The 23311-nt window shown below is 36.8% G+C and carries 23 protein-coding genes and 1 pseudogene; 11 read left to right on the top strand and 13 right to left on the bottom strand.

Annotated features, from left to right (window positions below; genetic code table 11):
* Nucleotide 1: 1 nt before the first annotated feature.
* The 5 genes from BMY13_RS01095 (at nucleotide 2) to BMY13_RS01075 (ending at nucleotide 5108) form a co-directional block, all read left to right on the top strand.
* A complete protein-coding gene (locus BMY13_RS01095) occupies nucleotides 2-1237 on the top strand; it encodes a polysaccharide deacetylase family protein (protein WP_092501859.1) in 1236 nt (411 codons plus the stop codon).
* Nucleotides 1238-1268: 31 nt separating this feature from the next.
* Entirely contained in the window at nucleotides 1269-2132 is an 864-nt protein-coding gene (locus tag BMY13_RS01090; protein WP_092491173.1) for a M23 family metallopeptidase, read from the top strand.
* Nucleotides 2133-2160: 28 nt separating this feature from the next.
* Nucleotides 2161-2553 carry a bactofilin family protein gene (locus BMY13_RS01085; RefSeq protein ID WP_092491172.1) on the top strand — a complete coding sequence of 131 codons (393 nt, stop codon included), beginning with the start codon at nucleotides 2161-2163 and terminating at the stop codon, nucleotides 2551-2553.
* A gap of 407 nt (nucleotides 2554-2960) precedes the next feature.
* Nucleotides 2961-3713 carry an SGNH/GDSL hydrolase family protein gene (locus tag BMY13_RS01080; protein WP_092501857.1) on the top strand — a complete coding sequence of 251 codons (753 nt, stop codon included), beginning with the start codon at nucleotides 2961-2963 and terminating at the stop codon, nucleotides 3711-3713.
* A 198-nt stretch (nucleotides 3714-3911) separates the two neighbouring features.
* Entirely contained in the window at nucleotides 3912-5108 is a 1197-nt protein-coding gene (locus tag BMY13_RS01075; RefSeq protein ID WP_245735960.1) for a PLL family lectin, read from the top strand.
* Nucleotides 5109-5129: 21 nt separating this feature from the next.
* Here BMY13_RS01075 and BMY13_RS01070 read toward each other — a convergent pair whose 3' ends face one another.
* The 3 genes from BMY13_RS01070 to BMY13_RS19625 all read right to left on the bottom strand — a co-directional run bounded on the left by BMY13_RS01070 (nucleotide 5130) and on the right by BMY13_RS19625 (nucleotide 7801).
* Entirely contained in the window at nucleotides 5130-6233 is a 1104-nt protein-coding gene (locus tag BMY13_RS01070) for an alanine/ornithine racemase family PLP-dependent enzyme (protein ID WP_245735958.1), read from the bottom strand.
* Nucleotides 6230-7318, bottom strand: a complete 1089-nt coding sequence (locus tag BMY13_RS01065; RefSeq protein WP_092491170.1) for an N-acetyltransferase DgcN family protein — start codon at nucleotides 7316-7318, stop codon at nucleotides 6230-6232. The genes BMY13_RS01070 and BMY13_RS01065 overlap by 4 nt, the downstream gene beginning before the upstream one ends.
* A gap of 360 nt (nucleotides 7319-7678) precedes the next feature.
* The gene (locus BMY13_RS19625; RefSeq protein WP_217649048.1) at nucleotides 7679-7801 is read right to left on the bottom strand and encodes a TrkA C-terminal domain-containing protein; all 123 of its coding nucleotides are present in this window, start codon (nucleotides 7799-7801) and stop codon (nucleotides 7679-7681) included.
* 222 nt (nucleotides 7802-8023) lie between these two features.
* Here BMY13_RS19625 and BMY13_RS01060 point away from each other — a divergent pair, with 222 nt between their 5' ends.
* The gene (locus BMY13_RS01060) at nucleotides 8024-8530 is read left to right on the top strand and encodes a hypothetical protein (RefSeq protein ID WP_092501855.1); all 507 of its coding nucleotides are present in this window, start codon (nucleotides 8024-8026) and stop codon (nucleotides 8528-8530) included.
* Between the two features lie 371 nt (nucleotides 8531-8901).
* Here the strand turns inward: BMY13_RS01060 and BMY13_RS01055 are convergent, their stop codons facing one another.
* Nucleotides 8902-9933, bottom strand: a complete 1032-nt coding sequence (locus BMY13_RS01055) for a tellurite resistance/C4-dicarboxylate transporter family protein (protein ID WP_245735956.1) — start codon at nucleotides 9931-9933, stop codon at nucleotides 8902-8904.
* 182 nt (nucleotides 9934-10115) lie between these two features.
* On the opposite strand from BMY13_RS01055, the gene BMY13_RS01050 reads away from it, so the two are divergent.
* Nucleotides 10116-11024: a Gfo/Idh/MocA family protein gene (locus BMY13_RS01050; protein ID WP_092501851.1), complete on the top strand. Its 909-nt coding sequence runs from the start codon at nucleotides 10116-10118 to the stop codon at nucleotides 11022-11024.
* A 710-nt stretch (nucleotides 11025-11734) separates the two neighbouring features.
* On the opposite strand, the gene BMY13_RS01045 is transcribed toward BMY13_RS01050, so the two are convergent.
* The 6 genes from BMY13_RS01045 to BMY13_RS01020 all read right to left on the bottom strand — a co-directional run bounded on the left by BMY13_RS01045 (nucleotide 11735) and on the right by BMY13_RS01020 (nucleotide 16843).
* Nucleotides 11735-12019 (bottom strand): hypothetical protein, encoded by a 285-nt coding sequence (locus BMY13_RS01045; protein WP_092491165.1) that lies wholly within the window; start codon nucleotides 12017-12019, stop codon nucleotides 11735-11737.
* Between the two features lie 172 nt (nucleotides 12020-12191).
* Nucleotides 12192-12656, bottom strand: coding sequence for a GNAT family N-acetyltransferase (locus tag BMY13_RS01040; protein WP_092501849.1), 465 nt, complete (start codon nucleotides 12654-12656; stop codon nucleotides 12192-12194).
* Nucleotides 12657-12793: 137 nt separating this feature from the next.
* Nucleotides 12794-13159, bottom strand: a complete 366-nt coding sequence (locus tag BMY13_RS01035) for a hypothetical protein (RefSeq protein ID WP_175476681.1) — start codon at nucleotides 13157-13159, stop codon at nucleotides 12794-12796.
* A gap of 627 nt (nucleotides 13160-13786) precedes the next feature.
* Nucleotides 13787-14221 carry a hypothetical protein gene (locus BMY13_RS01030; RefSeq protein WP_092501846.1) on the bottom strand — a complete coding sequence of 145 codons (435 nt, stop codon included), beginning with the start codon at nucleotides 14219-14221 and terminating at the stop codon, nucleotides 13787-13789.
* Between the two features lie 539 nt (nucleotides 14222-14760).
* Complete coding sequence (locus BMY13_RS01025) at nucleotides 14761-15117, bottom strand: nucleotide excision repair endonuclease (RefSeq protein WP_092491159.1); 357 nt, start codon at nucleotides 15115-15117, stop codon at nucleotides 14761-14763.
* A gap of 223 nt (nucleotides 15118-15340) precedes the next feature.
* Entirely contained in the window at nucleotides 15341-16843 is a 1503-nt protein-coding gene (locus tag BMY13_RS01020; protein ID WP_092501844.1) for a malate:quinone oxidoreductase, read from the bottom strand.
* Nucleotides 16844-17103: 260 nt separating this feature from the next.
* Here BMY13_RS01020 and BMY13_RS19375 point away from each other — a divergent pair, with 260 nt between their 5' ends.
* Both BMY13_RS19375 and BMY13_RS19655 read left to right on the top strand, forming a co-directional pair.
* The gene (locus tag BMY13_RS19375) at nucleotides 17104-17268 is read left to right on the top strand and encodes a hypothetical protein (protein ID WP_175476680.1); all 165 of its coding nucleotides are present in this window, start codon (nucleotides 17104-17106) and stop codon (nucleotides 17266-17268) included.
* A 43-nt stretch (nucleotides 17269-17311) separates the two neighbouring features.
* Entirely contained in the window at nucleotides 17312-17437 is a 126-nt protein-coding gene (locus BMY13_RS19655; protein WP_245735954.1) for a DUF6254 family protein, read from the top strand.
* Nucleotides 17438-17559: 122 nt separating this feature from the next.
* Here the strand turns inward: BMY13_RS19655 and BMY13_RS01015 are convergent, their stop codons facing one another.
* The 3 genes and pseudogenes from BMY13_RS01015 to BMY13_RS01005 all read right to left on the bottom strand — a co-directional run.
* Nucleotides 17560-18753: an aminotransferase-like domain-containing protein gene (locus BMY13_RS01015; protein ID WP_092501842.1), complete on the bottom strand. Its 1194-nt coding sequence runs from the start codon at nucleotides 18751-18753 to the stop codon at nucleotides 17560-17562.
* A 112-nt stretch (nucleotides 18754-18865) separates the two neighbouring features.
* Nucleotides 18866-20254: a YjiH family protein gene (locus tag BMY13_RS01010; RefSeq protein ID WP_092501840.1), complete on the bottom strand. Its 1389-nt coding sequence runs from the start codon at nucleotides 20252-20254 to the stop codon at nucleotides 18866-18868.
* A 283-nt stretch (nucleotides 20255-20537) separates the two neighbouring features.
* Nucleotides 20538-20657, bottom strand: a pseudogene (locus BMY13_RS01005) (23S rRNA (pseudouridine(1915)-N(3))-methyltransferase RlmH); the annotation flags it as partial.
* A gap of 175 nt (nucleotides 20658-20832) precedes the next feature.
* Between BMY13_RS01005 and BMY13_RS01000 the strand changes: the two are divergent.
* Nucleotides 20833-22134 (top strand): chloride channel protein, encoded by a 1302-nt coding sequence (locus BMY13_RS01000; RefSeq protein WP_092501838.1) that lies wholly within the window; start codon nucleotides 20833-20835, stop codon nucleotides 22132-22134.
* A 170-nt stretch (nucleotides 22135-22304) separates the two neighbouring features.
* On the top strand, nucleotides 22305-22910 hold the full coding sequence (locus tag BMY13_RS00995; RefSeq protein ID WP_092501836.1) for a DUF421 domain-containing protein: 606 nt from the start codon (nucleotides 22305-22307) through the stop codon (nucleotides 22908-22910).
* Nucleotides 22911-23311 lie beyond the last annotated feature (401 nt).

Below are 23311 nucleotides of genomic sequence, written 5' to 3'. Positions count from 1 at the left end.
CATGTCAGTCTACCATGGAAAACTAATCGAACTAATAGACATTGAAACCAACGCAGAACAATCATTTTTACGGGTGAAATTATCATTCGAACAGGATACTGAGCTCATTTGGAAAGTTACTAATAATACAGCTGAGAGTTTAAAGGAAATAACCACCTCTGACAAACATTATAAACACAGATTATCCTTTTATAGCTCCTGGGACCCCATCAGAAAGTGTTACGTTAGTTTTTTAACGAGAACATATCGAGATCAAAGTGATAAGGTTTATTTTGCCTGCTCAGAAGAATATGTGAAAGCATTACATGAGATTAAACTTATCCAAAAAACAGAGGACATTGAAAACATAGCCTGTCTATCTTTTAATCAGTTGGAAAGCGTTGAGCTAGAACAAGCACCAAAGCAAGATGTACCCAAACTAAAAAAGCCCAAGCACAAAATGACATGGGCGGCTGTTGCTTTAGTTGGCATCATATCTACTATTCTATTCAGTTATTCAAGTCAAGCTTTAAAAAATCTGTCTGATGAGAAACCAACCGCTAATGCAGAAACGACCAACAGCGAATTGAATACAAAACAAGATATAAAACGCAAACATCCAATTACTAGTTCAACAGAGGTTACCCCTTCTGAACAGTCAAAGTCCAGTATTCCCTCTGTAGAGCTTAATGATGCTCTAACATACAGCATCCCAGAAGGTAGCGTAGCACTTACATTTGATGATGGTCCTTCAAAATTTTCCAAGGAAATTGTTGATATATTAGATGACTTTCAGGTTGGTGGGACATTCTTTTTTATTGGACAAAATGTTAAAAAACATCCAATTTATGTGAAGTACGTGAACTCAGAAGGCTTTTCTATTGGTACGCATTCAACGAATCACGTACATGTATCAAGCCTCTCTTATGAACAACAGGAAAATGAATTAATTCAAACAATACAATTAATTGAAGACATAACGAATGAAGAGGTTGATCTATTTAGACCACCATATGGTGATATGAACCAACTAACAATAGATTTAATTAATGAGCATCAAGGAAAAATGGTGCTTTGGAATAACGATCCGAAAGATTGGAAAAGCAATGACCCAAAAGAAATAGTCAGCTCTGTCCAGGGCACAAAAACATCCGGATCAATTATCTTGCTTCACGAATCAGAAGCTGTAATAGAGGCATTACCACAGATAATTAAGTATTTACAAAGCAAAGGCTTGCAAATTGTCAATTTAACTTAGCAAGGAATTATTTAAGGAGTGATAATAAACATTGAAGCGGAAAATGAAAACACTGACCTTCACCATTCTATCAAATGACGCTAATAAGGTTGTCACTCGGTTTCAGCTACCAAGAAAAATTGTATATATCGTATCGTTTATAGCTATTATCCCAATAATACTTTCATTTTATTTTTTCAACGAAACGAACCAGAAACAACAGATGAATAATCATCTAGCTGCTGATTTAACTATTCAAACGAACAAAGTTGATGGATTACAGACAAAAGTTGATAGCATGGAGCAAAAAACGGCTAAAGTACAAGCTAAAATGAAGGAATTAAAACTGTTGGAATCCCAGATGAGAGAATCTATGACAGAACTACCTGTTAGTTTAGGGCCTAGTGGCGGAATTGATATACAAATACCGGAAAATGAAATGAAACAAAGCGAGTTCGTTAAGCACTATAAAAAAACAATTGACGAAATGGAACAAACAAACAAGGAGCTTAAACATACCCCAACCATCTGGCCGTCAAGCTCACATAGTATTTCATCAGAGTTTGGACCGCGTAGTGATCCATTTAATAGATCATCTTCCCTACATACCGGAATTGATATTAGAGGAAGTACTGGTACTCCTGTTTATGCAGGTGCTGATGGAACTGTAACTTTGGCTAAATACTATGGCGGATATGGAAATACGATTAAAGTTCGACATTCAGATAAGTTCGTAACCCTTTACAGCCATCTTTCAGAAATTAAGGTGAAACAAGGTGACAACTTGAAAAAAGGAGATAATATCGGATCTATAGGCAGTACCGGGAGAAGTACAGGCCCCCATCTCCATTACGAAATTTTGGAAAATGGAAAACCAGTTGACCCTTATCCTTATATGACTATATTTAATAAATAAGTAACAACTTCGAGAAAGGAAACTGTATATGAAAAAAGAAAAACAGCAAAAGATTGTTGATACAATTATTGGGCAAGGGACAGTAATTGAAGGAAAGATCAAACACCCATCAAGCCTGCGTATTGATGGAAAAATTTATGGTGAAGTTGATTGTGCCGGTGATGTTTTTATTGGGAAAGATGGCTATGTTGAACCAACCATCAAAGGAAAGAACATTATCATAGCCGGTGAAGTAAATGGAGATTTATACACTTCTGAAAAAGTACATGTCCAGCCAAGTGGTAAATTATCAGGCAGTGCAACAACAAAAGGTATTATTATTGATGATGGTGGTACGTTTAACGGTGAAAGCACGATTAAAAATAATGACAACAAGGCTTCTGAAAAGAAGAAAAAGAAACAAGACGAAGAAGCTAGTTAACGATTTGAAAAACTTGGCATTCGTTGAAGGATGCTTAGCAAGCATGGATGAGGATCTACATATTGCTAACCTTGCTGGATCCTCGTTCCGTTATTCCTTACAATTCCATCGTTTGGAGCATGATTTAGGATCCTCGTTCCGTTATTTACGTTATTTAACCTCAAATATCATTGATTTTGTGCATTTAGCGGAACCAGGATCCACTTCATCCCCCTTATAACAGCTTTTCTCCCTTTTAGCGGAATGAGGATCTGTATTACTAATCTGAATTTCGCGTTGCCGATAATTCATCTCTCACCTTAACGACATTCTAATGTAAATTATTTTTCAATCATACTAACTTTCGACAGATTAATCGATAGGAATGAATTATAATATAGACAAGTTTATAAAAGGGAGTGTTTTATTTGAAGAAAATAGTTAAGTTACTCGTATTCATTTTAGTTGCAAGTTTGCTTTTCTCAACTCCTGCAGTTGCCAAAAATGGTAATGCGAAAGAGTCCCTTGTATCGCTGGGTGATTCAATTCCATACGGTTATAATTTAAACCAACATAACAAGACAACATCTAAAGATGCTTTTCCATACTTAATGGGAGATTATGGTGATCTGCAGGTTCGTAACCTTGGCATTCCAGGCTGGACAACTCCTGAACTACTAACTTCATTGAAAACAGATCAAAAGTACCGGCAAGCGGTAAGGCATGCAGACTATGTTACATTAACAATTGGAAACAATGACCTGCTCCAGGCACTGCAGGCTGCTCAAAGAGAAAGTGGTGGTGATCAGGGTTCTTTTATGGCCATATTACAGCAAAAAGTTGAAGAAAGTAATGTGTTTGCAAATATTGGAGCTATTATAGAAGAAGCTCGTTCACTAACTGACGCGCCAATCGTAATTTACAATGTATATAATCCTTTTCAGCTAGATAATCCATTGCATGCTATCAGCTCTCAAATTTTACCGAGTATAAATAAAAATTTCACAGATTTAGCATCTCTATATAATGTTATGTACGGCAATATTCTGTTAGCTGATTCTTATGCAGCATTCGGCCAAAATCAAGATACCTATGTGATTCCTGATGACATTCATCCTACTATCGAAGGTCAAATTAAGCTTGCAGAAATCGGATTAGATGTGCTGGGCCTAAACGAATAAAGCAATCTCAGGAAGGATGTTATATCCTTCCTGTTTTTTTGACCAAAAAATCTATTTTACTTACTCATTCCCAATTTTGCCCATAGGTGCATATACTGACTCTGTTAGAAAACTTGCTTTATGCCAATCCTTAATGGCAAAAAGCTAAGTTCCACTAACGCAGTTTCTTAACTGCTAAAAAATGAGGAGGTATATAAATTGTACAGATATCCATATCAAACACCACAATTTGTACCAGTAGATTATTATGGTCAACCTTATATTGATTTTAGGCAACAGCCACAGGAAGTTATGCAGATACTTCGTTCACAGCATAATAACTTATATTCCCAGCTAGAACAAGCTGGAATGAATCGAGGTATAACGGATTATATTTTTTCGCTTGCTGTAGGTTATACACTCAATCAGGCAAACACAAATCAGTCAGCGAGCCAAATATATACTCAATTTCAAAATCAAATCCCGTGGCTATATCAGTTTTTCAGACGATTTAATGTATCGCAGAATCTGGCTGACCGTATACTGACTAGAGTTATTGAAATAACGTTAAATCAGATCGGAAACGGTCAAGGGCAGCCTGGCCAAGGCTGGAGCAGCTGGGAAAACTTAGGAGGCACATTAACTTCTGCTCCCACTGTAGCTTCCTGGCAACCAAATCGGCTTGACGTTTTTGCAAGAGGTACCGGAGACAGACTATACCATAAATGGTGGAACGGAAACCGGTGGAGTGATTGGGAAAACCTTGGCGGCACATTAACATCCCCACCTGCAGCAGTATCTTGGGGTCCTAACCGGATTGATGTATTTGCTAGAGGAACTGACCAGAGCCTGTACCACATATGGTGGAATGGAAATCAGTGGAGCAACTGGGAAAACCTTGGCGGCACGTTAACAAGCGCCCCTACAGTCTCCTCACGCCGTTCAAATCAGCTTGATGTCTTTGTACGAGGAACCAACCAAAGGCTCTATAAAAAGACATGGAACGGCTCAAGGTGGCAAGACTGGGAAGATCTAGGTGGCTCTTTAGCATCAGCACCGGCAGCAGTATCTTGGGGACCAAATCGTATTGATGTATTTGCCAGAGGGCAAAACCAAGACTTAATTCACAAATGGTGGAATGGAAGCAATTGGAGTAACTGGGAAAGCCTTGGTGGTACTTTAACTAGTCATCCAACTGTCTCTTCACGTCGGCCCAACCGACTTGATGTCTTTGTACGTGGAACCAATCAAAGGCTTTATAAAAGATCATGGAATGGTTCTCGCTGGGAAAATTGGGTAGATCTTGATGGCACTTTAACGTCAGCACCGGCAGCAGTATCTTGGGGACCAAATCGTACTGATGTATTTGCTAGAGGGCGTAATCAAAACCTCATTCATATATATCAAGGGCGTTAGAAAAAATCTTATCCTCACTTTTTACGTGAGGATATGATTATCTTTTACATTCGTATATTTTTTTGTTATATAACTTGAAGACATAATAGCCAGGAGTGCTCCATAATTGGGAGAAAATTTTACCTGATCACCTACTTGCAAATTGACGTCCTTCGCATCAAGAATCGTATGATCGCTGCTTGACCCGAGAATTTCAATATCTAACTCAGGTGTTAATCCTGTTACAAGAACATCCTGGGATCCAAAAGCAACAATGGCCCTGCGAATCGGTCCACGATCACGAAACTTAGGTTGATTTCCAAATGCATCCTGTCCGGTTTCTCCGTCCGGTACAGATGGCTTTATTTTCGATTCAATCACTTCTGAAATGAACGTAAAAGCATCGGTAAATAAACCAGGAATTGCCTTTCGATCAAGTGTTTCACGTCCCAGATAAATGGACTCACCTAGTCTTAAGTTATTGATTTTCCCGATATTTTCAGTAGCCGTAAACCAATTGTAATTAGCCGAATTACCCCCTGAAACATATGAAAGTGGAAGTGAGAATTTTAATTCAATAAGACCAGCTAGTTTCGATAGGTCTGCCATCTTTTTTTCACTTGGTTTGACCCCTCCAAAGCAGGCGAAGTTTGCACCGATACCAATGATTTTAACTCCTGAAAGTTTTAGGATCTCTTGAACAAAACCCTCAAGGTCTGCAGGCATAATTCCTTCTCTTAAATCTCCCATTTCAACCATCAAGATAATTTCATGTACTGTATTGTATTTTTCAGCTATCGTACTTAGCCCTCTGATAACAGCTAACTCCGTATTCATACTAATATCAGCACTTTTAACAACTGCATCAAGCTCACTGAGAGCAGGTGATCGTAACAGAACAAATTGTGCGTTCACGCCAGCATCACGCATCTTCTTGATATTTTCTATCTTAGAATCTGCGAGTATGTGAATTCCTTTATTTACAAAGATTTTGGCGATATTCGGATCACCGCAAACGGTTTTTGTAACCCCCATGATTTCGATCCCTTTTGATCCATAAAACTGAACTAGTTTCTCTGCATTATGGGCAATTTTTCCAATGTTAATTTCAACCCTAGATGTAGCAGGTGCAGCAGTAGCAATCAATTTACGAGTACTTTATTCTTTTTCCTTGCTAACTCCGGATAAGTAGAAAATAATGTATCAATTAACTTGTCACAACCATGCTTAAGTACATCCGTCGCAGGAAGCTTCAGATCCTTTTCATACCTGGTTACAGCCTCAGAAATTTCTGTATCGGACATATTTTCATGGTTAATAGTTATCCCAATTACCTTTGACTTTGAAAAGTTTTCGATGAGTTCAATTTCACTTTGTATCGTTGGCATTTTCATATAGGTAAAGTCACCAAGATATTTTCTTTTCGGTGGATGCTGAACAATAATCGAACTTGGTCTTGATCCCCTAATGATCGAACATGAACTAATATATGCAGGATGGCTTAATGCCCCCTGGCCCTCAACAATAATTATATCTGGATTCTCATTATCATAAGCTCTCATAATTTGATTTTCAATCTCACCTGTCATAAATTGTGAAGGGATAGCATCTATTGCTACGCCGTATTTCGCACCTTGAATTAAACCAGTTTGCCCAGTTGCAACAAAAGCCACATTTAGACCCTTTTTTATTAATGCTTCTTCAAGGATTACCGATGTTGTTCGTTTACCAACTGCACTGTCTGTACCAAGCACAGCTAGGATTGGGGTTTTTATATCTAATATTCTTCCTGAAAATAGGTGCATATCCTTTTTTTCAGGTGGCTTTCTCACATCATTGATATTTACCCCATACTTTATTGAATGCTTCACAAATTCTTCATCGTTTGTAAAAAATTCATGAAGGGTGTTTACAATACTCATCCCTTTTTTCATTGCCTCCAACACAATTGCTCGTTCATTACGTTTCAGAAAAGCTTCAGATGGAGCTATCCCATAAATAAACTGATCAGGTACTTTAGACAATTGCGCAAGAGCTTGCTCAAGACTTGCGAATACAGGGATGTTGTTTGGTTTCCCTTCTAAGTAATCACCAGCGTCTACACCAGCCTTTGTACTGTCGATTACTCCAACAACCTGATATTTATCCGATCTGCGGACAAGTCCATTTGCAGTTTTTCCATCCATTGTACCGAACATGCTTTCACAATAAACAATTGCTGTTTCTTTCATAAAATTCCACTCCTATAAATATTTTTTCTTAAATAGGCTTTCGTATAAATTGGGAATTTTTACCATATAAGGGCAAATAAAATCCCTTCCATTTAGTAAAGATCGACATACGATGAGCCAAGATACTAATCATGCAAGGATATTTTTCGAGGTATTAAGTTTTTTACTCTACACTTATAAGTATAGCATAGTTTTAGAAATAATGTGCCTTTTCAAAAAATACTTGTTTACTGTGCAAACTTTAGAAAACTAAGGCATTCACTAAACCTTAATTCAAGTGCTTTAATTGTATTTATACTTTCTCAACTATTAAAAAGGCAACACTCCCCCGCTTTCTTTAAAGCTGGATGCGTTGCCTTTTTAAAATTTGTACGTCATCACACCAAGGTCCTCTGGTGCTCCACTTACTAAGATTCTGTCACCATGTTCTAATGTAGTATTCCGATGAGGGATGACTACTTTTTCATATTTATAAATGTGCAAGTTGAGTGACTCTCCCAGAAATGGCAGATTAGTAAAAGGTGTCTGATAATAAAATGGATGATTGACGCAAATTTCTCTAATAGTTTTGTTATGTAAGTCGAACAATACCTGGATTATCAATAAGACCAAGTAAAGAAATTGCGTATTTTATACTCAGGTATAATTTATTAATTATATGCTTGCTGTTAAGCTATTAAAAAGTATAAGGGGGAATTAACTCCAATGAAAAAGTTTATAACCGTTTTATGTCTATTCTTCGCTCTCAGTATATTTCTAGTGGCGTGTGGATCCGGTGAAGAAAAATCAAATTCAGAGGCAGATACGCAAGAAGATGTAAATGTTAGTGCCACTGATGAAACAGATGAAGCAGAAAATAAACAGGATGAAGACGCAGCTCAGGAAGAAGATCAATCAGCATTACCAGAGGGGGTTCCAGCAGATCTTCCATTTCCAGCTGAAGCCGATTTACAGGTTCAGTCCTATGATACGGCTGGACACAAACAATATGTGGTAGGTTTCTCGTTCTCAGAAGAAATTGATGAGGTCTATAAAAAGTTTAAGGAGTATGCAGATAGTAATGGATACAATATCATCACAGAAGATAATGAAAACAACGGCTTTGAATCGATGAAAGAATCTGATGCAGGCCCCACAACCCTTGGCGTGACCTTTTCAGATATGGGGTCAGTTAAAACGGGAACTGTGAGTTTTGCTATTCCATTAGAATAGACATTAGGATCCTGCCTACAGCGAAACTCTGAAAAGTATTTGATGGTTTGCCAATAAAGTCACTTCAACGGAATGAAGATCCACTTCGACTGTTTGGCGGATCCTCGTTCCGTTATTTCCTCGAAAACCCTTGTTTCAGGCTTGGGTTCGGATCCTCATTCCGCTATTTCTCATTTTCACCTCAAATTTGGCTGATTTTTTGCTATTAGCGGAACGAGGATCCGTCTCCCCCTTCCGAGAGCACCTTTTCTGCTAAATAACGGAATGAGGATTCACTTCGATTGATTGACGGATCCTCGTTCCGTTATTTCCTTGCAAACACTCATTTTAAGCTTGGGTGCAGAGGTTCAACCCATAACCGCGAAAACCTATCATGATTTATATGCTAAGTAAATATGATAGATTAGCCCACCAAACCCAATTATCCATGCGGCCAAAGCAACAAAAACCATAAATTGAGGTATCACTACCAGAAATGGGACACCTAAAGCTGCTGACAGCTGAAACGTGCTAGTGGTATACATGGAAAGAGGGAAGACCATCCCCCAGAATTGCGGGTCATACTTGAATGGGTAGTGATTGTATATATGACGCCATATCATCAGAATAAATAGTAACGGAATCCACCATGTTCCCGTTATCCAGAAGAATAATGTAAATCCTTTTAAGAATGGAGTGATTTCATCAAGCAAACTCCAATAGTCAGAATGCAATATTAAGGTAGATCCAGCCAAAGTAGTAATGGCAACTGCTCCCATGTTAATCCAGTAAGGAGGAGTAAGAGCCGCAAATTTAAAATTTACAAAGGTAAATCTGTAAAAAATGAGCGTGATAATATTCAGATATAGCATACAGCCTAGAAAATACATACATAACGTAAAAAATAAAATGATTTCATGGCCACTTTCTACATGAGGGGATAAAAGAGTTCCTAAGATAGAAACGGATTGTGTAGCAACTGCTGCAATTAACCAAGCGCCATTAATGCCTTCTGCTATTGTAGGTTTATCCCTCCGTACTGTGACCGCTGTAAAAAACGTATACATAATAACTACCCACAGAATAATTGCAAGTATCCACAAATAAACCGGTAATAAAGAATTTTCACCAACAATTATTAGCTGACTTCCAAACACACTTGTTCCAGCAACTAATGTAAAAAAACCAGGTCCAAGCGTGTGGCTTGTCAAATCTTCTATTACATCAGGAAAATAGCCAACAAGACGGATAATTGTCAGCAACCACAAGGTAAGATATGCAACAGTATTAATATACAACAATATAGTGGATATAAACTCCATCCCCAGCAAAAATGAACCAATTGATAATGCCCCAGTAGCCATAACCAATGCGAAATAGCCCGGAAAGAGATCCCTTGCCTGCTGCTTTAAAAAATTAATCATTGCTAATCCACCCCCTGAAATCAGGACATTATTGTACATCTAGTTCCTATCTTATCATTTTCTCATTATTTATAACCTCGAATTTATAAAGTAATAAAGAGAAACCTTCTAAATCCGATATTAACTTCCCAGCTAATTAACATGTTATCCTATAAATACACTACTATCATCGGGGTGATTATATGAAAATAGGAATTATTGGTTTGGGTGATATTGCCCAAAAAGGCTACTTGCCTGTTCTCTCTGAAAAAGAAGGAATTGAACTTGTTCTTTGTACTAGAAATGAAGACACGCTGAACCGGTTATCGGAGAAGTATAGAATTAATGAAAAGGTGCAAACAGTAGATGAACTGATCACCAAGAATATTGATGCTGCATTTGTAAGCACTGCTACAGAGGCACATTTTGAAATAGCTGAAAAATTACTTAGAAGTGGAATACACACATATATAGACAAGCCGATATCTATGAAGTTTCACGAAACCAAGAAAATTACAGAGCTCTCAAAAGAAACAAATACATTAGCCATGGTAGGTTTTAATAGAAGATTTATCCCGAAAGTTAAAGAGCTAAAGAAACATGGTAAACCAAGTCTGGTACTTATTCAAAAAAACAGATTTTCCTTACCAGATTATATAAGAAGATTTGTTGTAGAAGATTTCATACATGTTGTAGATACACTTAGATTTCTGATGGATACAACTGTTTTGGATGTAAAAGTAGTGAGCCTGAAAAATGGTGAAATGCTTGACCAACTGGTTATACAGCTTCTTGGAGAAGGGTGTACCGCTATGGGGATAATGAACAGGAATGGCGGTGTCACCGAAGAAATCATTGAGTACTCTACTGGGCATGACAAATATGTAGTGAACGGTCTTGTTGAAACAACCCACTATCATAATAAAGAAATACGTATTGCTAAGTCTGGTGATTGGGAGCCAACATTATATAAACGTGGTTTCTATCAGATAGCAGATCATTTTATAGATTCCGTACAAAATAACAAAGTACCTGACCCGTCTATTGATGACTCACTCATCACTCATGAAATATGCGAAAGAATAGTGAAGCAGATTGATCAAGATGCTTAATAATAGGCACAAAATATTTTCAACAATATAGAAGTAAAGTCACATACTAATTATTTCAGTTTTGGAGTACAAAACTTAAGCGTATACAAACTTGTTAAAAATTCGTATCCCCCTTTTTACTGATGTGATAGTGTTTTTTTGCAAATTTATAATCAAAATGCTAGTGTATTTCGTTACATTTTTAAAGTAGATACGAAAATGTGAACGAAAGTATGGCAATTTTATGCGAAAAAGCTGATAAAAATGGGAAGACACCAGTTCAACGAGTAGGTGTTATAAATAGACAATTTGAATAGAAGATATAATTTATTTCAAGTAACTGATAAAGAGCTTGGGGTTTACCAGCTCTTTGATATTTGGTTTTTCGTTTTTAGCTTTTCTCACGTTAGTGTAGCAATGAGTTTATTTAATGTTTAAAGAAAAGGCATAGCTTGCAGTACCTTGATCCCATTTCACCAGCACCTCATAAATAACCTTGCCTACCCCAGAAAGAACCACCTTATCAGACTCGTTAATGATATTGTTGTCGTCATCCCATATCCTTATGGTATAACTATCTGGCTCTTTTTCGAAGTCAAGTTTGACATTACTATCGGTTGTTACCTATATTTGTAATTAAAAATAAAAAAATCTCAGTTCACTGAACTGAGATTTTTCTTCTATTTATTTTCAAGTGCTTCTTAAACTAAAGCACCCGTTAGTTGATCAACTCAAAATATTTTTGTTTCTTCTTTCTTGAAAATACCAACCAATAACATAACTAGTCCGATTATGAAGATAAAAGGGAAAATATACCACATTATCAATCCTGCCCAACCACTTTCTACAATGACTGCATAGGTTAACCCTATCGCAAAAGCAAAAGCTGGTGAAATTGGTACCATAAGAGCAATGCCCCATACCTTATATTTCTTGTTTTTTGGTTTACCTACGCTTAGCTGATAAGCTACAAGCGCACCTATAAATGCAATTCCATACCCTATAAAAATCGCCATTTTACCAATCCTTTCTCTATTTCAATATTCTCTTATTTCACAAACCTGCCTCTTTAGCAAAATAGGAGTTGCCGCATCAACAATCTCCTTCTTGTGTTAAAGCACCCTTTAGTTTAAGTGTAATCCTTCACAATATATTTTATTTAAGGATAAAGAGGTACCTTTCAAAAAATCAAATACACTTCATTTTAAATATATCAATTTTTTCGTGATTATCATCAGAAACAGTTTCAACATAAGCCCAACCTCTATTTCTATAATACTCAGACGTATCTTCTGTTCTTAAATAAAGTTCCTTAAATCCTAATTCTTTGACTACATCTATTGTTTTGGCTACTAACTTTTGTCCTATACCTCTACTACGGGAATCAGGTTTCGTATATAGAGATGCAAGCCAAGGTTTATACATATCTCTTATCTTTAAATCGTTTTCAAATATGGATACAGTTCCTAAACATTCTCCATTCTCTAAAGCCAAGAGTGTTATCGGAAATGTATTGTCTCCCGTATTTGAGAAGTGTTTAACAACATCTTCAAATTTCATACCATTACTCGCTTTTACTACAAATTCCTTGTAAATCATTTCAGCAACTTCTTTTATCTTATCGGGATGGTTTAATAAAAAATCAATTTTCATTGTAATTCTCCTTTTGTTGTTATGTATGTCCCTTTGTTATATTGAATTGGTCTTCTTTAAGTTACTTGCATCAGTTAGTGGAAAAGTGATTGTTCCTATTAAACAATCGCACCTGTTAACGCAAGAAGAACCCCTTTTTATTTACTAGTAAACCCTTTCCCGAGAACTGTTTTTTTATCCAAACCAACAAAAACTACAAGGTTTCCATTGGTATCTGTCTTAGTGTTATTAAAAGTAACAGAATAAACTTGGTCTTTATCATAATTTATATCAATTGATGTTTTTATATCATCGTTAACAGGTATTTGTTTTACAATTGAATCCTTTGGGCTTACTGGAATTAAAGCACTTTCTTCATCAGTTAAATTATTGAAAGCTACCATCTCAATTGGCATTTGGTTCTCGGTCTTGGATGCAGAATAGAAAGAAACTATTCCTATAACCATAAATATTAAAAGCAACCCTAAAATCCCGAAAATAAGAAGTTTAATTGATTTCTTCATAATACTTCTCCCATCAAAACCTTATTAAACAATCTCACCCGTTACTTCAATAAGTTATCTGTCTTTAACCAATGACCTGACTAACAAAACCCCAGTGAGAATACCCAACATTATTAAAGTATGGGTGTTTTGTAATGGGGCAAACAAAATACCGTGTGGAAAATGACGGTACGAACTTATACCAATATAATAAAATGTATAAGTGTGAGGTAACAAACTTATTACTAATAAAATCAGTGAAGGGATTATAAGCCAATTAACTTTTAAACTTCCTGTAAAGATAGTTAAGAAACGCCTCGATTCAATCAGTACCCCAAATAAAACACTAAGCAGAGATATACAGAAATACCCCAACAGAACATCACTATCTATTCGTTGTATAACTACAGGATTTATAACGTGTTTGTGAATTTCAGTTATAACATTCAAAATTATTAAACCTAATATTATAACAATAGAATAATAAGCCACTTTTCTAATAATTGTTATCCCCCTTTTTTTTATGTAACAACTAGTTAGATAATCACTGAATATATTAACTTTTAGCGTTATTACAGTAAAAAAGGAACTCTCGTTCAAACTTCTTTTTCAACTCTTGCACCCGTTAGTTGAAGAAGAAAAATAATCTTACTTTCCTTCTACATTCACTATTACATGACCAAACAATTCTTCATCGAAGTATACTTCTAACCTCCATTTTCCTGAACTCGGCAATATCATTGATGAAGGAATATGTTGGTCTGCCCCCAAGTGTGGAGATAGTATTTCATTGCCACCTTCAAAGACAGTGATTCTTTCATTGGTCTTCTTGCTTATCCCAACTACTTTAAACGGTTGTGTAAATGTATCTTCGTTCCCCCAAAAAAACCACATGTACTTCTGTTTCACACCCTCTATAAAAGGTCCGTACTCTGAAAAACCAAATTTCCCATTATTACCAATTCTAAATACAAAATTTCCTTTCTTACCATCATCTGTTACTACAACTTCTCGAACAAGCGTCGGACTTTCTTCCCAACTTTTTTCGTCTTCATTAGTCGTCTCTTCTTTTGTGCACCCCATCAGCAATAATCCACTAATTAATATGATAGCAATTTTTTTAATAAATAACGCCCTCCTAACTTAGTTTTTGTTGAACACTCCTGCTGCGTTAGTTTAAGTGTAATCGTTCACAATATCTAAATTTATTTTATCATAAATATTCTGAATACCTTGAAAATCAAGCGAAAACTATTCTACTCCCAATTTATTGGTAAATTAATGTATGACAATTTGCATTTGAATTTGTAGGTCAAAATGTAGACATACACTGGCTATTGTTATCCAACAAATTGGGGTACAAATTACACTACAATTTTATGATTATTAAACCAAGCACACTATTACACCAACAAAAAAATGACCATCAAATTAGCATACAAATTGATAGTCATTTTACATTACATTTTTAATATTTGTGATAGGAAACGGAACCCGTTATCGTTTTTGGAGTGTTTTTTTAAAATTATACTCCAAAACCGAACTACATAGTTACATACCCAAGTTCTTTTTTGTAACTGGGATAATATGCCTTAACTATTTGTGATAGAGGATACTGGGGTTTATTTAAAATACACCTTTTCAACATTGTACTTTGATTTGAGTTCATTAATAATATACGTTTCATAGATCTCTCTGTGGGCAGGATCCCTGACAATACAAACTTCAATCTTGCTTACTTCATCCCTGTGCAATTTAATTGGCGATACATTATCATTAAAATGTTTTTTAATTCTTGGTCTTAACTTCCTTGCTTTACCAACAAACAAAAGCTCCTGGTTGTCGTTGTAAAACATGAAAATTCCACCCTTATCTCTTGTAATCAGGTGAAAATCTGTAAATCCGTATATATTACTAAGTTCCGGATTATCCTGTTTCGTAATGGTGACATCTGGTGTTGGGACTGTTATATTTATCATTATGCTCACTTCCTCTTCCTGCGTTGTTGTGTAAATGCTATCACAAATCGACATGTATTACTATTTCCATACATATTAAGCCAAATCGTGATAAATAAAAAAAACCTGGCATCCACCCTCTTCAAAGAGCAAATGCCAGATTTAACTATCGACTTGAGTAGTTTAGTATATGGAAAAGATGATTTATTAATGAATTCTTCTGTTTATTTAAGCACCAAAAGACTTAACTATGAGCCAGCTTCTTTTCGTTTAAATCCAACGCCTCCACTATTGAAGCATGAATTTCCCGAAAAAGCTCTGGGTTCTCGACTAGTGAAACGCCATAAGAAGGAATCATTTCTTTTATTTTCGGTTCCCACTCTTTTAAATATTGCGGGAAGCATTTTTCTATTACCTCAAGCATGACGTGAGCAGCAGTAGAAGCTCCCGGAGAGGCGCCTAGCAATGCTGCTATCGAACCATCAATGGAAGTGATTACCTCTGTACCGAATTGAAGCGTTCCTTTGCCGCCTCCCTCTGTATCTTTGATAATCTGCACACGCTGCCCTGCTACAACTAAATCCCAATCCTCACTTTTGGCATTCGGGATAAACTCTCGTATTTCTTCCATACGCTTTTCCTTAGATAGCATAACTTGCTCAATCAGATATTTTGTCAATGGCATCTCTTTAGTTCCTGCCGCCAACATCGTTACAAGGTTATTCGGTTTTACTGAATTTACTAAATCCAGCATGGAACCAGTTTTCAAGAACTTTGGCGAGAAGCCGGCAAATGGGCCAAACAACAGTGATTTTTTATTTTCGATATATCTTGTATCAAGATGCGGAACAGACATTGGCGGAGCACCAACCTTAGCCTTGCCGTATACTTTTGCTTGATGCTGTGCTACTACTTCCGGATTGTTACACACCATAAATTGCCCGCTTACCGGGAATCCTCCAACATGTTTTGATTCTGGAATACCGGTTTTTTGAAGTAAAGACAGACTACCGCCTCCGCCACCGACAAAGACGAATTTAGAAGTATGGTACTCGATTTTGCCGTTAACGTTATCATGTACTTTTACTTCCCACTTGCCGTCACTGGTACGTTGGATATCCTCAACACTGTGCTTGTAGTTTACCTCGACATTGTTACTTTCCAAGTGGTCAAACAACTTGCGCGTTAAGGCACCAAAGTTAACATCCGTTCCAGAGTCGACTTTTGTGGCCGCTATCGGTTCATTCGATGTACGCCCTTCCATGATAAGCGGAATCCATTCCTTCAGTTTTTCAGGGGCATCGGAAAATTCCATCCCATGAAACAGAGGATTCTTTGATAGTGCTGCAAAACGCTTCTTCAGGAACGTTACATTTTTCTCTCCACGCACAAAACTCATATGAGGTAATGGCATGATAAAGTCCTGTGGATTATGAATCAGATTGCTGTTTACAAGATATGACCAAAACTGTCTTGAAAGCTGAAACTGTTCATTAATTTTTACAGCTTTGCTAATATCTATAGATCCATCCTGTTTTTCGGAAGTATAGTTTAACTCGCACAGGGCAGAATGGCCAGTACCCGCATTATTCCATTCGTTAGAGCTTTCTTCTCCTGCTTTGTCGAGCTTCTCAAACGCTGTAATATCCCAATTTGGGGCCAACTCTTTCAGTAATGAACCCAAAGTCGCGCTCATAACTCCAGCACCAATTAAGATAACGTCTGTTTCTTTAGGCATGTTACTCATATTTATCATCCTTAAAATGTTAATTTTACAAAGGGTGTAGGCACAACCTAGTCAAATACCGTACACTATAATCCATTTATATTGTATCATATTTATTTAAATCATAGCTTAATAAATTAACAAACTATCTAAAAATGAAGGAGATTGAATTTATCTAATCTCCTTCCGTTTAAAGAACTATCGAGTGACTTCATCTGATTATTATGTGCGAATATTTCAATCACCTTGTCCCATACTAAGTCCAAAAAGGAGGGACATTCATGGCAAAACGAACAAAGAAAAATGACCCACAGCAAAAGAATAAACAAGGATTTGATTCCAGTAAAACGGATTCAGAATTCTCCAAGGAACTCGGTAGCGCTGCTGCAAATAAAGCACACAAAGAGAAAGCAAAAAAAGAACGAGCATCGAAAACGCAAAATTAGTGAACAGGGATAAACTACAACATAAAAAGGAGTTCTAGCAGATATGTCTAAATCCAAACATCAGCAGGAACGGGAATGGAAAGGCAGAAAACAATCACAAAACCCACACGGAAAAGTTAGATCTTTTGAAGAGATAGCTGACGAAACAAGAAGAGATGGGAACAAGTAGGTAAGTCAAAAAAAGAGCCAAAACAGTGCAGTGAGGCGAATCCCCACTGCACTCACTGTCTACAGACTTACAAGTGTTTCCGTAATATGTATTCATACCGACTTTTTCATCAAATTTGAATACTATAAAAGGATTCGTTTGATAACTTTACTTAGTTTTTGAATTCCTTCTACTATCTCTTTTTCCTCCGCGTAACTAAATGATAGACGAAGGTATTCCGCTCCATCCTGCTGATTCAGAAAAAAATGTTTTCCTGGGATATAGGAGACACCTTCATCGAGAGCGTGGGTTAATAATTCCGATGTATCGGCGCCAGCAATTTTGACCCACACAAAGTAACCACCTTCAGACACATACCAGGAGACTGGTTTTGGCATGTATTGTTCCAATGCAGAAAGTAAGACCGTACACTTACGTTGATACGTTTCCCTTAAGGTCTTGAGCCGCTTCTCGAAGTCATTTTTTTCTAAAAAGGAAGCCATTGTTGCTTGAGCAAATGGATGGTCTAAATCCTTTTTAAACCAAGCCACAGCGGTAATCAATTCGGGTGTTGCAGTTATCCATCCGATACGCACTCCCGGCGCTACTACCTTGGAAAAAGAACCAAGATGCAGTACACGGCCTTCGTTGTCCATTGCTTTTAATGGGTCTGGTTGTTCATCAAAGTATAATTCGCCATAAGCGTCATCTTCTAAAATCAGAAAATCATATTTGGCAGCAAGCTCCAGCACATGTTTCCGGCGATCCATTGTCATCGTTGTACCTGTTGGATTTTGAAAAGTTGGGATGGTATATAAAATACGTGGAAGCGGGAGCCCTTCCCTTTTCCTTTCCGCTAACATCGCTTCTAATTTATTTGTTTGCAGGCCATTTTCATCCACTGGGATACTAATAAAGTGCTTCGTATAGTTTTGGAATACTTCTAACGCTTCCATATACGTTGGCGACTCTATGGCAACGACAGTTTCATGATCCATTATAATGCGGGCAACTAGATCGATCGCCTGACATGCTCCAGATGTAATGAGAAGTTCTTCTTCTGAAACACGGATACCGCGACGTAACAACCTATCATTAATCTGCTCCTTTAACTTTGCCATTTTAGGGCTTCCAACATAATGCAACGGTAAATCCTTCTCTTCCTCAAGCAGGCGGGTAACTGCTGCTTGAAGCTGTTCAACTGGGATAAGGTTAGGTGCAGGGAATCCAGAACTTAAACGTATACAACCATCTGGAAGTGTTGGCATCCATTCGCCTGGTGGGTTATTTTTAAGTGCGGCTTTCGTGCTTTCAGTGAAAAAAGATTCACTATTCATTTCTATCAATCACCTTTCCATTAAAACGTGCTGTTATATGCAGATCACTACTTCATAATACCAAAAATAGAAAGCATTGGTGGCGAATACCAATGCTTTTTAGTCTAATTCACTAGAAAAATAACAGATGTGCCATTAATGCAGCAACTGGCAACGTCACGACTGTTCTTTGCAGGAAAATAATAAACAGTTGCGCAAATGAAACTGGAATTTTTGATTTTATTAATAGGATGCCAATTTCAGACATGTATATCAACTGGGATAAGGACATTACACCTATAACAAAACGTGTAAGCTCTGACTCAATCCCACTTCCAATTACAGCTGGTAAAAACATATCTGCAAAACCAACAAGCATAGCAGGTGCAGCAGCTTGAGCCTCTGGAATTTGCAGTAATTGAAGTAATGGCACGAAAGGATATGATAAGTAATTAAAGATAGGCGTAAACTCCGCAATAACAAGTGCAACCGTTCCTAACGCCATCACCAATGGTATTAAAGCGAACCAAATATCGATCACATTCTGTACCCCGCTTTTTATAACACCGGGATAACTCTTGACTTGGTCCGCTTTTTCAACAGCCTTTTTTAATCCCCACCGGAAACTAGATACCCCTTCTGGCACAACTTCATCTATTTGTTTCCCAACCGGCTCGTAATACGTATTTTTCTTAATTGAGAGAGGCGGGATCCTTGGACAAATAATAGCAGCAATTACTCCTGTTACAATTACGGTAAAATAGAACTGGATAAACATATGGTCAATATTTAAAAACCTTGCAATCACAAGACTAAAGGCAATCGAAGCAATGGAGAAGTTCGTTGCAACAACAGATGCTTCACGCTTTGTATAGTAACCAGATTCATATTGTTGTGTTGTTAATAATACACCCACTGTTCCACTTCCCATCCATGATGCTAATGCATCAACAGAGGAACGTCCAGGTAGTTTAAATAAAGGAAACATTACTCTACGTACCAATGTTCCTATAAAATCCATCAAGCCAAATTGAAGTAAAAGAGGCATAAATAAACAAGCAAATAAGAACCAGACCATTAATACCGGAATTAAATCATATAATACTACCCCGCCTGTAATACTCGACCAAATAAATTCAGGACCTATTTGATTCAATGTAAAGACAGCAAATAATGCGCCAATACATCTCAAAATTAACCAGAACGGCGTAATATCAAATAAAGCCGTTAAGAATGCACTCTTTTTAACCGCTTCTATTGTGGTATATTTAACGATCAAACTACCAGCAGCAGAAACACAGAGGATAATTGTCATTATTGAAGGAATATAATCAGCTATTGCACCCTGTAAACCATCCGCTAAAACCCCTAATCCGATTGTTACTTTTCCATTTACAGAAATAGGGACTAAGAACAGCAAAACGCCAATTAATGAGGGAAGCCAAAAAGCCAAATATTGTTTGGCTGTAAACTCCTTTTTGTTCGTAACTTCTTCTGCCTGTTGTAGTTTTTCATTTAACATGAAGACTCTCCCCAACTTTTATATTTTAAGTAGATTTTGTTGATTGTGTTATCCCGCTAATCTTAATAACTCATAATATATCATTTATTTGCATAATTATGCAATTACTTATCTTATCTTTCAATATGTAATTTGTCTTAATAAAAAAGCCTGTTTTCTTTTTTACTAACTAGAAAACAGGCTTTTAGAATAGATAAATAGATGTATAAAATATAGTATCTTTTTTTATTAAATTGCTCCGACTTACTTTAAAAACTTCGTCCTCCACACAGAAAAAAGGCATCTATTTATGGTACGGTTCTACCCTATTAATCCTAAACCCTCGATAAATCTGCTCCAACAAAATAAGGCGCATTACCTGGTGCGGAAAAGTCATTTTGGAGAAAGCATGGGGTTCAACCGCTTCCATGCCTCAAAATGGAAGCATGAGAACCGTCCCCGTGCGTCTCAAACCGAATTAGTAGGTTGATCCCTTTTTGCTTCTTTCATAATTGGCTATTCACTATTTATTTTAATAATTATAATACGATAGGCAACAATAGAATTGAATTTCCCAAAGAAAAGAGGCGAATTGGTGAATGCTGTTAAAGTATAAAAACTTTTTTTCAGTTCTGGGTCAATGGATTATCTTTGGAAGCATAATTGGTATAGTTGTTGGCTCGACAACCTATTTCCTTTTAGAGATGAACGATTATCTAGGAGATGATATACGATTAAAAAGGGATTGGCTTATCTTCCTTCTCCCCTTTGGAGGAATTATCATAGGATTCATATATATGAACTACGGAAAGGTACTTTTGAATAATACTTTGAATGACACTGCTGAACTAAATAATCTGGTGATAGACTCAGTTCATGGAAAAAAAGAGGTACCTCGGAGAATGGGACCTATCGTTTATTTCGCAACTTTTGTCACAGTCCTTTTTGGAGGTTCAACTGGAAGAGAAGGTGCAGCTGTCCAAATGGGAGGAAGTGTCGCTGCTGCGGTAAACAAATTTTTTGAGGTAAACATATTCGACAAGAGAATTTTAATGATGAGCGGGATAAGTGCTGGTTTTGGTTCTGCATTTGGAGCACCTATCACAGGTGCTGTTTTTGGCATGGAGATGACTGCTTTAGGAAAGCTGAAATTTGAAGCACTTGTTCCTTGTCTTACGGCAAGCTTTGTTGGTCATTATGTAACTGCAGCAGCATGGGGACATAAACACGAAGAATTTATAATACAAACCATACCGGAAATATCTATTAGTACATTTATAATAGTTATTCTTCTATCAGTCATTTTTAGCCTAATAAGTGTTTTATACTGTCAGTTGAGGCATGGGATAGAAAAATTTTCTGAGAAACTTTTCAAAAAAAACCATATGAAAAGAGCCTTTTTTGGAGGTATTGTCATTGTGGTACTAACTTTAATCGTTAGTTCACAAGATTACAATGGCCGAGGATTACAGATGTTAGAACAATCTTTTATAGAAGACGTACCACCCTTTGCTTTCCTGGCCAAGCTAATATTTACAGCAGTGACTCTTGGTACCGGCTTCGTTGGCGGTGAAGCCATACCTTTATTTTTCATTGGAGCAACATTAGGCAATACCTTACATACATTCATCGATTTACCTATGTCATTTCTCGCTGCATTGGGATTAATTGCTGTTTTTAGTGGAGGGGCTAATACCCCTATAGCAGCATTCCTGCTGGCAATGGAGATGTTTGATGGAAAAGGGTTAGAGTACTTTTTTGTTGCTTGTTTAGTCAGCTATCTATTCTCAGGACATCATGGACTATGGCCATCTCAAAAAATATATGAGCCTAAAAGCAGGTTATATAATACACTTCGCGCGGAAACTATTGAAAACGTTGAAAAAAAGAAAAAACTTTAGAAAACTAGACGTAAAACAGCAATAAGTAGCCGTTTTATTGCTCTAGTTCTATAAAGACACTTCACTAAAGAATAAAGTAAATGATTTCATCCACAATAAACACTAGATATTAAACCAGAAAGAGTCAACCGTAAGTATATTTTAGTAACATTTGAAAAGAGGGGATCCTATTGGATTTACACTTCATATGGAAAGCTGTCGTCGTCGTGATAGGAGGAATCCTGATTTTACGGTTAGCTGGAAGAAAATCAGTCTCACAGCTTACTGTTGCTCAGACCGTCATGATGATAGCTGTTGGATCATTAATTATTCAACCTGTTGGCGATAGGAACATTTGGATTACAATGTTGATTACATTTTTAATGGTAGCTACACTTCTTTTTATTGAGTATATCGTTTTGAAATCGAATGCTCTTGAAACTTTAATTTATGGTAAAGGACTTGTAGTAGTTGAAAATGGCCAAATTAATGAAAGTAATTTAAAGAAGCTGCGGTTAACGGTTGATATGCTTGAAGTACGAATGAGACAACAAAACATTCAGCATTTTACTGATTTACAATGGGCTACTATAGAATCGAACGGTCAGTTAGGATATATGTTAAAGCCTGATAAACAATACGCTACTAAAGAGGATATTGAGATGCTTAAATCGATGATTGAATCAAATCAATCTAATCCTCCAAATGAACCATCAAAAACAAGTGTGTCAGATAACATATTTACTGAGGTTAAAAATAGAAAGCATAAAGAAAAACCTAAAGAGAATTTGGATTAACAGTAATGATAAAAAATTCCAACTAAGCATGATGATTTACGTTTTCTCACTTTTATGATGATTGATTGGAGCGGAGGGCAGTCACTCCTGCTGGAACAGCACGTGTCCGAAGACCTCGATTAGGTGCGCCTGCGTCTTCTAGTAACGCTTCGAAGTACCCGATTGCGATAAACATTTCGAGGTTGTAGTGCTTCGTTTTTCAGTTTGGTAGATTAGGATGTCCGTTTCCTTCTGCATTAGATCACTCTTTTTATTTCTAATTTTCTATTATTATATCATTTTATTACCTAATTAATTAACATAATCAGGAACATTTGTTCTTGTATTTGTTATTAGAAAACTTGGCTTATTGCCAATCCTTAATGGCGATAGCCTTAGTTGCACTTATGCAGTAAGAAAGT

This window comes from Virgibacillus subterraneus (genome assembly GCF_900110695.1).
GTDB classification, from domain to species: Bacteria; Bacillota; Bacilli; order Bacillales; family Amphibacillaceae; genus Lentibacillus; species Lentibacillus subterraneus.
The sequence above is the reverse complement of the archived record's forward strand: the minus strand, read 5'-3'. Positions and strand labels throughout refer to the sequence as shown.